Genomic DNA, 14,989 nt, shown 5'->3' with positions numbered 1-14,989 from the left:
TCATGATTCCGTTCCAGCGCCTTAGCGGCATCTGCATATTAGACGCGAATAGCATCCACAATCTTGACTCGGGCTGCCACCAGCGCGGGAAGCACACCGGTCAGTGCGCCTACGGCGATGGAAACTCCCATGCCAAGTACGGCCGCACCGATAGGGAATGCCGGCATCTGGTCCAGCTCGGTAGCCATCACCATATTCAGCAGATTCTCGTTGGAGACCAAGGCAACGGAGATGAGCACGCCAATGCCACCTGCTACGGCCGTGGCCACGACGCTTTCCATCATCACCGAGAAGAATACGCGTCCGGTTGTTGCACCGAAGCTGCGTCGGATACCCACTTCGCGGATACGCTGCTTCATGGTCACCATGGCAACATTGAGCAGACTCAGGGAACCAAGCAGCAAGATGATGATTGCGATCCCGGCAACCACCATGGTCAACATCTTCAAGCTCTCATCAGCACCCCACATCAGATAATCTTCGCGGTGCGCATCAACTGTGAGACCAGGAAGTTCTGCCTGCATTTGCTGGCCGAAGTGCATGGCCAGCTCTTCGGATCCCTCGATGGGCACCCACAGCTTGTAGCTGACCTCATTGAGCGGAGCTTGCATGCCGAACCAGTGCTCATAGGTGGCCGGCAGCATCCACAGCTTGCCGCCCATGCCGTAGCTAGATGCTTTGGTGGTTCCGATGACCGTAACTGAGACGGTGTTCCCATTGCTCATCAAATCCACGGTTAAAGGCAGTCGCTGGCCTTCCAGTCCCAATTCTTTGATGAAGGTGTGGTCAACCACCGCCGCTGGGGCAAGATTCTGTGCATCTTCGGCTTCCAGCCAGCGGCCGTCAGTAACAACTAACCGGTGCATTGGAGCGTAGTCGGGATCAACCACCATGATCTCGGCATCAAGGCTCAGCCCTTGGGCTGAAGCTTTCTGGTCGTAGCTGCGTCCCATCATGGTGGTGTACTCGACCTTGAACCGGTCACTGGTCTTTTGAAAGGCCTCATCGATTTGGTCGTTGCCCGCAGGACCAGCATCCGAGTTCGGGTCGTAGGCGTAGACAACAATCATTGCTGGCCGACCCTCGCTTTCAAGGCTTTCGGTCATCATCTGACGCGCCATGCCAGCTCCGGCCAATGCCGTAGTCAACGAGGCCACCGCAATGGTGACACCAACCAAGGAGAGCAAGACGCGCAACTTGTGAATACGCAGTTCCTGCCATGCCTCCAGCAGCGCAGCAACAAAACCGGTTCCTAAGCGAGTTAAGGATTTCATCTTGCCGCCACCTCACTGAGCGGATGCAGCCGCCCGCCATCCAACTGCAGCTGTTCTCGGGCCAAGGCCGCAACATTGCTGTCGTGCGTGATGGTGATCAGGGCAGCGCCGGAATCAACCGTGGCGGAATCCAAGAGATCCATCACCGCACGTCCGGTAGTGACATCCAAGGCACCGGTGGGCTCATCGGCCAGTACGACTCGTGGCCGGCGGACCAGCGCGCGAGCGATGGCCACACGTTGCTGCTCACCACCGGAGAGCGTCTGGGGCATTGAATCCAAGCGTTTGCCCAGTCCCACGCGCTCCAAGGACTCGGTTGCTAGCTTGCGCCGATTCCAGAAGTCGCGTCCACCGGCGTACATCAGTGGAGCCATGACATTTTCCAGGGCAGTGCGTCCTGGCAGGAGGTTGAACTGCTGGAAAACGAAACCGAGGTCGCGTCCGCGCGCATGGGCCGCCTGTTTGGCGCTCAGCCGGGTCGCATCCTTGCCTCGCCACAGCAGGCTGCCGTTGGTGGGCCGATCAAGCAGGCCGAGGATATTCAGCAGCGTGGACTTGCCCGTACCCGAACGGCCGACAATGGCTATGTGATCGCCTTCGGACACCGTGAGATCAATCCCGTTGAGGATATGCAGCTCGCTGTCATCGGGCAGCAGGACGCTGCGCGTGACATTCTCGAGCTTCAGCAATGGCTCACCACTCATCTGAGTAGGACTCCGTATCCATCATTTCTTCAGGTGCCGGGGTGGATCCTGGGACGAAGCGGAGAATTTCCGTCTCATCCTTCAGTCCTGAAATCACCTCGATGACCTTTCCGTCGGTCACGCCAAGCTCTACCTCGGTGCGGATTTCCTTGCCGTTTTCATCCAGCCTCCACACCGCGCCCTGGCCAACCAGGCCGCGAACAGCCGATACCGGTACGGTCAATACGTCCTCGGCGGTGCCTGCATCAATTTCCATGTTCATGCTCAGGCCGTCGAAAACCACGATGTCTGCAGGTACGGCACAAGAAATCTCGCTGCCCGAAGAGCTCTCAGTGGATTCTCCGGATGCCATTGGATCCATCTGCGATTCCATGTTCTGGTCTGCGGAGCCGGCGCTGGTTTTCTTCGAAGCGCTGTCACCGACAGACAGGTCCTTGCAGGTGAATGGCTCCGGTCCGCCGTCAATGGTGATCGTTGCTTCGAGGCTTTCATCGAGCAACCGGTAGCGGTCCAGCGGATCGATCGAACCGGCGGCCAAGAATTCCTGGGGTTGGATCGCGCCGAGTGCCGTGCCCTTGGTGACGTCATCGCCAACCTCGATCTGGAAAGCGCCGACCTTGCCTGTGGCCGTTGCGTAGACGTCGTGGTACTTCACCACTGGCGCAGCTTCCTGCGGTTGCTGCTCGTCTTGTGAACCTTCACTATCCGAGTCGTTGGCCTCAACGCTCTCTGGCTGGGATTCGGCGCGGACCTGGAAGATTCGATCGCCGAGGGAGACATTGTCGCCTGGCTTGACGAAAGCCCAATTGACAACGCCGTCCACGGGCGCATTCAGCTCTTTCGATTCGGTGAGCTTAATGGTTCCGGGAATGGACAGCTTGTTCTCTACCGTGGCTTTCTCAGCAAAGATGGTCTCTGCCGGGATCTCTCCGGTGGGGAACAGGTCATCGTCGGCGCTGGCAGTGCCGCCGGCAAACGCGAGTTTCACGAGGCTGACGGCGATCAAGGCGCCGATAACTAGCCATGCAGCGGGAAGGAATATGCGACGGAACGCGCGTCGTTGGCTCATAGGGTTGCTCTTTTCACCATTCAATGATTACCAAAGTGTTCAGCAACTACCAAGCTCAAACGGAGAAAACATGCAACCTTTATCAGATTGAGATTTATTTTTACTTTGCAGGTCAGACCGAGTACTCAAATTAGTAGTTGAAGGTCTTAGTGAATCTTCTCGACGTCCCGGGGTGAAGCGGGGCAGTCTCCGGGGCTCGATGCCGCGGAGCTCTTCGGTGGATGTGGAGCTCCCGAGGCGTAGTGCCATTGCTTCTGTACTGGCCCCGGGGTCGGCAGGATTGTTCCAGGCCGGTTTCTGCCCAGCCTTTCGGGCGCCGCGGGCGAGCGGGGGTGCCAAAGCCGCTGTCGCAGAGCATCGACCTTCATTGCTGTCCGCTAGGGCCTGAATCGTGAATTTGGCAGGTGACAAGCACGTTTAATCCATGGGCAAAGAAGTGCACCGATTGCTTCATTTTCAGCCAAATTTATTTCCTTCCATTTGCTGGCACAAAGCCGAATGCCGGCGTAGGATGTCGGCATATCGTTGTCTTGAATTGGGGGATTTAAAGACGAATTGAAACACTCGCATTCATTTCGCATCTTTAGATGCATTGGGGAACTTATCCTGAGCAGTTGAGCCACATGGGGTGGCTGAATCATGGGCCAGGCTTTCATTATCTGAGGTCAAAGCCTTACTATAGCTCGCTCTTTTTCGGGTGGATCGCTCCTGCACGCCGCGCGATCCACTCAGGACATTCTTGTATGGGGGAGAAATGTCTAGGCATCAAAGGCGTGGCACTTTTGTGCCAAATTTGCGCCGTAAAACAGCTTTAAACAGATTATTAAAAGGATGCTTGGCGATAATTTCGTCGATTTCCTTGTGTTTTGTCATGACCATTCCGGGCATGGCAGTTGCTGCCGAAACTTCTGTTGGGGAAGAAGTCGAGGCCAAACAGCAGGGGACTGAACCGGAGAACTCTGAATCGGTCCTGGCCACCGGCTCGGCCGAGGAAACCAAGGCCGAAGCCGACGAATCGTCCACGGCTGACACGGGGGAAGAACAGCCGGCTGCTGAAGCAGTAGACAGCGCCAAGACCTCGGCGCCAGAGGAAGAAGCTGCGGCCGAACCCGAGTCCGCCCCTGCACCGGCACCGGCAACTCAGAAGCCAGAAAAGCCAAAAGCTGTGGAAACCACGCAGCCGGCACCCGAAGCGCAACCTGTGGAATCAGCTGCGCCCAAGACAGAGAAGAAGCCAGTGGACAAGGCTTCACCGGAACTTGCGCAGCCGAAGGCCGAAGTTTCGGAATCGGAAGATTCTACCGGGTCCTCGACAGCGGCCCGCGAGCCGATCACGGCCGCTGCCCTTGAGTCAGGTGCTCCGCGGATTTGCGAGTACAACGAAGGAGACGGCTCGGTCGACACCTTCATGCAGAAGTCCGATGAGATGCCCGCCTTCGCCAACGGCAATGTCCACGACGGGCTCTATGAGGGCGGTGTGGTTCACCAGCGCTTGGAAATGACATTGCCCGCAGGCGAAAACGAGCTGGTCATCAATTACCAGGTCAAGCAGGCCGGCAAATGGGCCTATGACTATTTGCTCAACGAGACAGTGGACGGCGCGAACATCACCGGCTGGACTGTCGATGAAGGCGCCGGGAACGACCGCGTCGACACCGTCTTCATCACATTGATGGTCGACGGAGAAGAAGGCGACGAGTCAAGCGTCACCCTCTACTTCGATGCGCATATCGCCTCGGAGCTGGATCACGGCCCGGGCACCGGTGCTTCCTCAATCAACGGTTCGCCGTACCACGTCCTGATCTCGTCGTTGAACTGCAAGTCCATTGGACAACGCGACAACCAGATCCAGGCCGGTGCGGTCCAAGCCGGTTCCGTAACCGTCATCAAGGACGCGGTTCCTGCCGACGGCACGGATTTCGACTTCACCCTCGCCGAGGACCGCTTCGGCGACTCGACATCATTCAACCTCGATGACAGTGCCGATTCCGATACCGGCGCGAGCTTGCCGCAGAGCGTCACCTACACCGTGGCGCCAGCTACGATCACCGTCACCGAAGAGGACTTGCCAGCTGGCTGGAATCTTTCCTCGATCGCCTGCACCGGCGCCGCCGCTATCCGCAGCGGTTCGGCCATCACTTTCAACCTGGGCAACAACGATGAAGTCACCTGTACCTTCACCAACACGAAGACCACCTACGACGAGCTCACGGTCCATAAGGATGTGCAGGCATCCTATGACCGCGACTACGACTGGGATCTGGACAAGTCGCTGGCCGAGGGCCAGCAAGCCACAGTGAAGGCCACGGCCACCGGAGTGGACGTCGACTACAACGTGGTCGCCACCGCCAGCGAGGCCCAGGACAGCAACTTCCAGCTCTCCGGCACCATTACCGTGATGAACCCGAATGACACGGAGATGTCCGGGATCACGCTGGCCGACCAGCTCGATGGCGCCAATTGCGTCATCTCCGCTGGCGGATCGCCGATCGCCAATCCGGTGACCATCCAGCCCGGCGAGAATTCCTTCACCTATGAATGCGACCTGCCCGAGGGAACCAGTGCCGCCAGCGCCGGCACCAACACGGTGAGCGCATCCTGGGACCCGGAGGCCTACTATGGCACCGCTGGCCAAGCCAGCGCCTCGGCCGACTACGATTTCGCGTCCGTCTCGCCAACGGTGACCGACGATGAAGTCACCGTCACCGATAGCGAAATCGACCTTTCGGGCATCGCCGGCGGTAACACCGTTACAGCGGAGGAAAGCCCGAAGACCTTCGCGTACACCATCGAGTGGGACGGCGTGCTCGGAGAATGCACCGACTACCAGAACATCGCCAGCCTCGCCGCAGACGACGGCGAAACGCTGACCGACAATGCCACCGTGGAAGTCTGCATCGGCCAGGACCTGGCTATCGAGAAACTGGTCGTGTCCAGTTTCAACCGCAGCTACGACTGGAGCATCGCCAAGGACGCAGTAGGCGAGCAGCCATTCACCGCGGATCCGGAAACCGGCGAATTCACCGCGCAATACTCCGTCACTGTCACTCCCGAAAGCTATTCGGACAGCGACTGGGCCATGAGCGGAACCATCACGGTATCCAACCCCAATGACTGGCAAGCCATTGACGTGACCGTCACCGACCAGGTCGATGTGGGCGGGGACGCAACCTGCCAGGTGGTCGGCATTGCCGGCGAACCGGACACGATGGACGCCGATCCGGTGGCACCGGGCTTCCAGGCAACACTGGATGCCTCCCAAACGCTGACCTTCAACTACAGCTGCACCTTCGGATCGCAGCCGAACTACGAAGGCAGCAATACCGCTGAAGCCACCTGGTCAGCCAGCGACGCCTCCACCGCATCGGCCAGCGCCACCGAGGTGGTTCCGGTCAATGCGGGCGACTGGACGCAGACACCGCTCAATGACGCTGTGACCGTGACAGATCCGCTGCATGAATTCGATCCGGACTGGACCATCAATTACTCCGATGGACCGCAGACTCGGACCTATGAATACACCTGGACGGTGGAGGAAGCCGGCAAGTGCCAGAGCTTCATGAACACCGCCACGATCACCGGAAGCAACCAGCTGGTCAAGAGCGATGACGCCCAAGTCGAAGCGTGCCGCCAGGCAGGGCTGACCGTCACCAAGGACGTGACGGCCTCCTACGACCGCACCTACTTGTGGAGCATCGACAAGCAGCTGGCCGAGGGCCAGCGGCCAGATGCCGTCGTCGAAGAAGACGGAACCGCTACCGTTCACTACACGGTGCTGGTGGACAACACCGGCTACGAGGATTCCGGGCAGCAGCTTTCCGGATCCATTACCGTGGCCAATCCCAACGAATTCGAAGACCTCGAAGTGACGATCAGCGACGAGAATACCCTCTCGGCCGCCTGCACCATCGTGGCCGAGGACTCGAATCCGGGGATGGAAGGCATGCAGCAGGTGGTGCCGCGCATCGGCTCGATCACCGTGGACTACAACTGCGATGCATCGGCCGTGGCGGAAGCCGATTACACCGGCCACACCAACACGGCGGTGGTCACCTGGGGTGATGGGCTGCAGGCTGAGAGCCAGCCGGTACCCATCGACTTCACCCTGGATGAGAGCACCGATGAATCCGTTGGCGTCTGGGATGACCAGGCTGATCCTTCCGGGGACCCGGTACTGCTGGGCACGGTCCACTACGCCGACGCCCCGCGGAGCTTCAGCTACGAGATCACCTACGAAGTGCCGCGCGATGAATGCCTGGTCTTCACGAATACCGCGTGGGTGGATCTGGCCGGCGAGGACATCGAGGACTCGCAGGACGTGGGCATCTGCGACCAGAAGAATCTGGTTATCACCAAGGACGTGGACGCCAGCTACGCACGCGACTACGACTGGTCGCTTCACAAGCAGGTGGACCGCAGCGAATTCACGGTCGCCGGCAACGGCACGGTCACCGCGCACTACACGGTAGTGGCCACCGCCGGCGAAGCGCAGGACAGCGCGAAGCAGGTGTCCGGAACCATCACCATCAGCAACCCGAACACGCAAGTCGGGGACCTGGCGGCCACGGTCACCGATGTGCTCTCCATCCCGTCGGCCAGCTGCACCATCGAGGGCACCGATGCGGATGAAAGCGCTGACGGTTTCCAGATCGTGCTGGGAGACGGTGAAAGCATCACCCTTGGCTACAACTGCCAGGTACCCGCGGACACCGACATCACCGCCCAGTACACGAACACCGCAACCGTGACCTGGGGCCAGGAGCGCCAGGCTGAAACGGAAGTCGGCTTCGGGTTCGAGCAGGCACTGCTGACCGACGGCGAAGTCACCATCACCGATGACAAGACCGTTGAAGGACAGGAAGTGGTGCTGGGCACCGCGATGGCCGGGGAATCGCCGAAGGCCTTCGAATACGACCTGGAACTGCAGGGCGTGGCCGGAACCTGCACCGAGTACACCAACACCGCGGTGCTTGATGAGGCCACCGGCGAGGGCGAAGAGAACACGGCTTCGGCCAGCGCCACGGTGTGCGCCGGCGCCGATCTGGATATCGCCAAGAACGTCGTGACCTCCTTCGACCGCTCCTACCTGTGGTCGCTGGACAAGGAACTGCTCTCCGGGCAACCGCTGGCAGCCAACCCCAATACCGGTGAAGCCACCGCGAACTACCGGATCACCGTGACCCCCGAAGGCCACGAGGACGGCAATTGGGCGATGAGCGGAGAAATCACGCTCGCCAACCCGAACGACTGGCAAGACGCGCCGATCACGGTGCAGGACTTCGCCGATGTCGGCGGGGACGCGGCCTGCACGATCACCGGGGTGCAGGGCGAAGCGGTGGCGGACATGTCCGCCGAGCAAGCCGGCTTCCAGACGGTGATCCCCGCAGGGGCCCAATGGGTGATGGCCTACTCGTGCACCTTCGCATCCCAGCCGGACTACGAAGGCAGCAACACCGCCACCGTGGACTGGGACGCCCAGGCGCTGAGCACGGTCAACGGCCAGGACTCGGATACCGTGGAGATCTCGGAAGCCGACTGGACCCAGACGCCGCTGAACGACACGGTCACCATCACGGACAGCGCCCACGAGTTCGATCCGGCGTGGACAGTGGATGTGGCCGATGGGCCGCAAAGCCGGGACTACTCGTTGACGTGGAACGTGGAGGAGGCAGGCACCTGCCAGGTCTTCGAGAACGTCGCCACGCTCACCGGCGATGACGGCTTCACCGCGGCGGACAATGCGCTCGCCGAAGCCTGCCGCGAGGCGGCCTTGGAGATCAGCAAGACCGTCGAAGCCGCGTACGACCGCACCTACCAATGGCAGATCGACAAGTCCTTGGCCGAAGGCCAGGACCAGGAGATCACCACCAACGGGGCGGCCAGCGAACCGGTGGACTATGTGGTCAAGGTGGAGAACACCGGGTATGAGGATTCGGGATGGGTGCTGGAAGGCCAGATCACCATCACCAATCCGAACCAGTACACGGGCATCGACGCCACGATCCAGGACTTGGTCGATCTGGAAGGGGTCACCTGCACCACCTCTGAATCGCTGGTGGGCATCCCGGCCAACGGGACAATCACCGTCGGCTACAGCTGCGATGTCTCCGCAGGAGTCGATGCCGGCTCCTACAGCGGCGGCACCAACACCGCCACGGTCAGCTGGGGCGATGACCGGGCATCGAGCACGCAGGTGCCCATCGAATTCGCCATTGATTCCCGCATCGATCGGCAGGTCGAGATCTGGGATGACCAGTCGAATCCCCAGGAGCCGGTGCTGCTGCGCACCGTGGACATTGATGATTCGCCGGTGCTCATCGAGTACCAGCTGGAGCATGATGCTCCGGCCGGTGAATGCATGAGCTACACGAACACCGCCTGGGTCGATATCCAGGCAGGGGAGGATCCGAGGGATGAGGCGACCGTGCAGCTATGCGGCTTGCTCGATCTGATGATTGCCAAGGACGCCGAAGCCAGCTTCGATCGGACCTACCTGTGGGACCTGGAGAAGAAGGCCGACCGCACCGAAGCTGTCGTCGCCGAGGACGGCACCGCCGACTTCTCCTACACCGTATCGGCCATCCCGGACGGATCGGAGGATTCCGGCCATGAAGTGCACGGCATGATCGTGCTGGTGAATCCGAACCGCTTCGCATCGGCCTCGACGGTAGCCACCATCACCGATGAAATCAGCATCGAAGGGGTCACGTGCACCATTGATGCCGAGGACGCCGATCCGCAAACCGGGGGCCTGCAAGTCGCGGTCCCGGTGGGCAGCGACGGAACCGGAGCCACGGTGCAACTGCCCTACAGCTGCTCGGGTACCCCCGGCCAGCTGCACGGCAGCAACACGGTTACGGCAACCTGGGGCGAGGATTCGGTGGCCACGTCAACCGCACCGGTGGACTACCTGCTGGATGCTGAAACCGATCAGCAGGTCACCGTCATCGATGACAAGACCAACCCCGAGTCGCCGGTCGTGCTGGGCGAAGCCATCTGGAATGCCGAAGGCACCCCGGTCGACTTCGACTACACCCTGCGCCACCAGGCCCAGGCCGGCACCTGCACCGAGTTCACCAACACCGCGGTGATCCAGCAGACCGGGGCCGAGGATTCGACCACCGTCACCCTCTGCGGACAGAAGGCCCTGGGCCTGCAGAAGACCGCGCAGGGACTGGTAGACCTGGATTACGAATGGGAGGTAGAGAAGCGGATCGACCAGAGCAAGCTCACCGCGAACGGGGATGGAACCTTCACCGCGCACTACTGGGTTCAGGCTCGCAACACCGCAGCCGTTGAGCATAACTTGCGGCTGGCCGGTGAGGTGATGGTGCAGAACCCGAATGATTTCGGTTCCATCACCGCCACCTTGGAAGACCGGATCGATACCGCTGGCACCAGCTGCCGGATCGATCTGGAAGATGCCGATGAAGCGGCCGCTGGATTGCAGGTCGTGCTCGATGCCGGGGAGAACTTGGGGGCCCGGTATGAATGCGACCTCGCTAGCTGGCTCTCCACCGATGCCTTCGAGGGAGCAGTCAATACGGTGATTGCCACCTTCGATGACCGCGAAGTGCGTGCCGAGGCACCGATCGGCTTCACGATCGATGCAGTCACGGACGAATCGGTGAGAGTCACCGACGACATGATGGATCCCGGCGCCGAACCGAAGGTGCTCGGAGAAGTCCACGTCCCGCAAGCTCCCATGCAGTTCGAATACGAACAGGTGCTGGAACCCGAAGCGGGAACCTGCACGGTATACACCAATACCGCGGCAGTGCATGAGAGTACCGACGGCAACGGCAAGGACGAATCCTCGGTGGACCTGCAACTGTGCATCGAGCAGGGCCTGATGATCGCCAAGAGCGCCGACGCCCAGTACGTCAGGGACTACGACTGGTCGGCCCGCAAGGAGGCGAAGGAAACGAAGTTCGAGGTTGACCCGGACGGGCAGGCCACGGCCAAGTACACGGTCCAGGCGATGCTGGAGGGCTACGAAGACCAGGACTTCACCGTCACCGGTGAGATCACCGTGGCCAATCCGAATGACTTCAAGGACACGCAAGTGCTCCTGGAAGACAAGCTATCCATCGCCGGGGCCAGCTGCTCCATCGAAGGATTGGCGGAGGGGAAGCTGGAGCTTGCGGCCGGGGAAACCCGCACCGTGAAGTACAGCTGCACCTTCGAAACACCTGTTGCCGAGGCCGACTACACCGGCCACGAGAACACGGTGAACGCCAGCTGGACCGACGTGGAAGGGACAACCCGCACGGTCAGTGCCAAGGCTCCGCTGGAATTCGAGGCGGCAACGGCCACCGATGAAATGGTGACGGTCTTCGATGACTACACCAATCCCGGCCAGCCGCGGGAACTGGGCACGGCCAAGGCCGAAGAACAGAGCAAGAAGTTCACGTACGCACTGGTCTTGGACGGCGTAGCCGGCAAGTGCCAGACGATGACGAATACGGCCTCGATACCGGAGAAGTCCGGCGAGGATGGGAACAATTCGGATTCGGCGGACGTGGAAGTTTGCTCCGAGGCTCCGCAGGCAGCGCCACCGGCACCACCGGTTCCTCCGGCTCCGCCAGCGCCGGCAGCACCGGCAGCACCACCTGCCCCGCCAGCACCGCTTGCGGCAACCGGCCTTGACCAGGGCTCGTTGTGGCTGGCAGGGGCTGCAGGGATGGTGATTATCGCCGGAGCATTGATCCTGCTTCGGTACCGTCGCCGGAACCCATAGTCCGCGCGCCAGCTGGATGCCGGTCTTGCCTTTCGGGGCAGGGCCGGCATTCGGCGTGCGGGGCAGAGTCCCTGCTGCTTCGGGGCTAGTGCCTTGGAAACAGAACAGGCCCGGTCCGCTTATTCGCATAAGAGGACCGGGCCTGTTGCCGTGGTCAAGCCTTCTGGCTAGATTTGGGCCGCGCTTTGGGCTGCAGCTTCACGCTCATCGGCTTCGCGCATGGCACGCTCTACGCGATCCACGTCGCGGACTGCACCCTTGTCAGCGGACAACGCCATGGCGGCGTAGGCCCGCAACGCAGGGGAGACCACGCGCTCGCGGCTCTTCGGACGGTAGCCGGTGGTCGCGATCAAGCGCTCGCGGCGTTCTGCCAAGACCTCGTCAGAGACGTTCAGGGTCAGCTCGCGGGTCGGGATATCGATGGAGATGGTATCGCCATCTTCCACCAGGGCGATCATGCCGCCGGAAGCGGCCTCGGGGGAGACGTGCCCGATGGACAGGCCCGAGGTACCACCAGAGAAGCGGCCATCGGTGATCAGTGCGCAGGCCTTGCCCAGGCCGCGGCCCTTGAGGAACGAGGTGGGGTAGAGCATTTCCTGCATGCCCGGCCCGCCCTTGGGACCTTCGTAGCGGATGACTACTACGTCGCCTTCCTTCACCTGCTTGTTCAGGATCTTCTCGACGGCTTCATCCTGTGATTCGCAGACCACTGCTGGGCCGGAGAAGGTCCAGATCGAAGGGTCAACGCCAGCGGTCTTGACCACTGCACCGTCCACGGCGATGTTGCCGCGCAGTACGGCCAAGCCGCCGTCCTTGGAGTAGGCGTTCTCAACCGAGTGGATGCAGCCTTCTGCATCATCGGTGTCCAGCGCCGCCCACCGCTCGGACTGCGAGAAGCCGGTGGAGGAACGCACGCCGCCCGGGGCTGCGTGCCACAGGTCGAAGGATTCCTCCTTGGCCTTGCCGCTGCGGATATCCCAGTCATCGAGCCATTCGCCCAGGGTTGCCGAGTGAACCGTGTGCACGGTTTCATCCAGCAGGCCGCCGCGGCGCAGCTCGCCGAGGATTGCGGGGATGCCACCGGCACGGTGGACATCTTCCATGTAGTAGATGGTGCCGTTGCCGGCAGCGTTGGGTGCAACCTTGGCCAGACACGGGACACGGCGGGACACTTCATCGATCTCATCGAGGCCGAATTCCACGCCGGCCTCGCGGGCGGCGGCCAGCAGGTGCAAGATGGTGTTGGTGGAACCGCCCATGGCGATATCCAGCGCCATGGCGTTGCCGAAGGCCTTCTTGGTGGCGATGCTGCGTGGCAGGACCGTCTCGTCGTCTTCGCCGTAGTAGCGGTTGGCGATATCGACTACCAGCTTGCCGGCGTTTTCATACAGGTCCTTGCGGGCCGTGTGGGTAGCCAAGGTGGAGCCGTTGCCCGGCAGGGACAAGCCCATGGCCTCGGTCAGGCAGTTCATCGAGTTGGCGGTGAACATGCCCGAGCAGGAGCCGCAGGTTGGGCAGGCCGACTCTTCGATGCGCAGCAGGTCTGCATCCGATACGTTCTCGTTCACGGCCTCGGAGATGGCGTCCACCAGGTCCAAGGTGCGCACGGTGCCGTCAACCAAAGTGGCGCGGCCGGCTTCCATCGGTCCACCGGAGACGAAGACCGTAGGGATGTTCAGGCGCAATGCGGCCATCAGCATGCCCGGGGTGATCTTGTCGCAGTTCGAGATGCAGATCAGTGCGTCGGCACAGTGGGCATTGACCATGTATTCCACGGAGTCGGCAATGAGGTCGCGCGATGGCAGCGAGTAGAGCATGCCTCCGTGGCCCATGGCGATGCCGTCGTCCACGGCAATGGTGTTGAATTCGCGGGGGATGCCACCGGCGGCAGTGATGGCGTCGGAGACAATGCGGCCTACCGGCTGCAGGTGGGTGTGCCCTGGAACGAATTCAGTGAAGCTGTTGGAGACAGCGATAATCGGCTTGCGCCCGAGGTCAGCGCCGTTCACGCCGGCTGCGCGGAACAGTGCGCGAGCGCCGGCCATATTGCGGCCATGGGTGACAGTGTGTGAACGAAGTGTGGTCATACCTAAAATCTCACCATATATTTGCCCTCAAACCCAGACGGTGACGATACTAGTAGTACTACTACCATGCAATGAGGTTTACCCCGTGACTCCAAGTCAAAGACGTCGCGAAGAACTCGCCGCGTTCCTCAAGGACCGCCGAGCCCGGGCTGACAGGGCTTCCCATGGACTGCCGGAGATCGGACGCAGCCGGGTGCGCGGCCTGCGCCGCGAAGAAGTCGCCACCTTGGCCGGCGTTTCTGTTACCTGGTACACCTGGCTTGAGCAGGCCCGCGACATCAATCCCTCGCGCCAGGTTCTGCAGTCCTTGGCACGGCTGTTCCGGCTCACCCCGGTGGAATCCTCGTACCTGTTTTCTCTGGCAGGGCACGGTGAGCTTGACCCCATTGGCACCGGCGGAATGACTCCAGCCCTGCAGCGTTTGCTCGATGCTTTGCAGTTCCCGGCCTTTCTGCTCTCTGCCGACTGGACCATCCTGGGCTGGAATGAGGCCTATGAACAGCTGTATCCGCGGGTGGCTTCATTGGACAGTGAAGATCGGAACCTGTTGTGGCTGGTTTTCACCGATGCGCAATTGCGTGAGATGCTCCCGGATTGGGAAGTGCAAAGCCGCGGTTTCGTGGGAAGCTTCCGTGCTGAAACGCGTGGATGGCTCAGCCCGTCGGGGGAGAGTGGCATTGTTGCGCGGGTCTCGGCGGCCTCCCCGGAATTTGCCGCGATCTGGAATGAACGCGACGTTGCAGGTTTCCGCACCGGTGAACGGGTGTTCCGGCATCCTAAATTGGGGCTGACGCGCTACGAGCAGCACAACCTGACTCCTACCGAAGCCACGGACTTGACCCTGTTGATGTACACGCCGCTCTAGCACAGGTGTGCTCGCCGAAGTAGCGGCAGGGAATGGGAAGAGATGCGAGATCGCTAGGCTTGCACGCATCGAATCATTTAACCGCTAAGGGCCACAGCGCTGATCGGAACATGCAGCGAACAAGAGCACTTCCATGTCCGGTTCCAGTTCGGAAATGCAATAGTCGGCGCTGAGCTGGCTAAGGCTCGTCTGGAAACCCGGACGAGCTTTAGGCCGGATAGTTGAATAGGCTCAAGGCAGCGGGGGCATG

6 protein-coding genes are annotated in these 14,989 nt (G+C 61.1%); 2 read left to right on the top strand and 4 right to left on the bottom strand.

Annotation, left to right across the window (positions count from 1 at the left end; genetic code table 11):
• Nucleotides 1-38 precede the first annotated feature (38 nt).
• From ACP3TE_RS00455 to ACP3TE_RS00445, 3 genes are read right to left on the bottom strand one after another with little or no spacing between them, the layout of a single operon-like run.
• Complete coding sequence (locus ACP3TE_RS00455; protein ID WP_332503229.1) at nt 39-1,274, bottom strand: ABC transporter permease; 1,236 nt, start codon at nt 1,272-1,274, stop codon at nt 39-41.
• The gene (locus ACP3TE_RS00450; RefSeq protein ID WP_105658038.1) at nt 1,271-1,978 is read right to left on the bottom strand and encodes an ABC transporter ATP-binding protein; all 708 of its coding nucleotides are present in this window, start codon (nt 1,976-1,978) and stop codon (nt 1,271-1,273) included. Before ACP3TE_RS00450 ends, ACP3TE_RS00455 begins: the two co-directional genes overlap by 4 nt.
• A complete protein-coding gene (locus ACP3TE_RS00445) occupies nt 1,968-3,047 on the bottom strand; it encodes an efflux RND transporter periplasmic adaptor subunit (protein ID WP_426734797.1) in 1,080 nt (359 codons plus the stop codon). Before ACP3TE_RS00445 ends, ACP3TE_RS00450 begins: the two co-directional genes overlap by 11 nt.
• An 886-nt stretch (nt 3,048-3,933) precedes the next feature.
• Between ACP3TE_RS00445 and ACP3TE_RS00440 the strand changes: the two genes are divergently transcribed.
• A complete protein-coding gene (locus tag ACP3TE_RS00440; protein WP_426734795.1) occupies nt 3,934-11,787 on the top strand; it encodes a prealbumin-like fold domain-containing protein in 7,854 nt (2,617 codons plus the stop codon).
• A gap of 167 nt (nt 11,788-11,954) precedes the next feature.
• Here the strand turns inward: ACP3TE_RS00440 and ilvD are convergent, their stop codons facing one another.
• Nucleotides 11,955-13,874 carry a dihydroxy-acid dehydratase gene (ilvD, locus tag ACP3TE_RS00435; protein ID WP_426734793.1) on the bottom strand — a complete coding sequence of 640 codons (1,920 nt, stop codon included), beginning with the start codon at nt 13,872-13,874 and terminating at the stop codon, nt 11,955-11,957.
• Between the two features lie 85 nt (nt 13,875-13,959).
• On the opposite strand from ilvD, the gene ACP3TE_RS00430 reads away from it, so the two are divergent.
• The gene (locus tag ACP3TE_RS00430) at nt 13,960-14,739 is read left to right on the top strand and encodes a helix-turn-helix transcriptional regulator (RefSeq protein ID WP_426734791.1); all 780 of its coding nucleotides are present in this window, start codon (nt 13,960-13,962) and stop codon (nt 14,737-14,739) included.
• Nucleotides 14,740-14,989: the final 250 nt, after the last annotated feature.

It is taken from the genome of Glutamicibacter sp. 2E12 (genome assembly GCF_050030965.1).
Classification (GTDB): Bacteria; Actinomycetota; Actinomycetes; order Actinomycetales; family Micrococcaceae; genus Glutamicibacter.
Note: the sequence above shows the minus strand (reverse complement) of the source record. Positions and strands in the feature narration are given on the sequence as shown.

Bases quoted from the DNA above. Each gene is read 5' to 3' on its own strand.
- ACP3TE_RS00455 (WP_332503229.1), bottom strand. From the start codon at position 1,274: ATGAAATCCTTAACTCGCTTAGGAACCGGTTTTGTTGCTGCGCTGCTG.
- ACP3TE_RS00450 (WP_105658038.1), bottom strand. From the start codon at position 1,978: ATGAGTGGTGAGCCATTGCTGAAGCTCGAGAATGTCACGCGCAGCGTC.
- ACP3TE_RS00445 (WP_426734797.1), bottom strand. From the start codon at position 3,047: ATGAGCCAACGACGCGCGTTCCGTCGCATATTCCTTCCCGCTGCATGG.
- ACP3TE_RS00440 (WP_426734795.1), top strand. From the start codon at position 3,934: ATGGCAGTTGCTGCCGAAACTTCTGTTGGGGAAGAAGTCGAGGCCAAA.
- ilvD (WP_426734793.1), bottom strand. From the start codon at position 13,874: ATGACCACACTTCGTTCACACACTGTCACCCATGGCCGCAATATGGCC.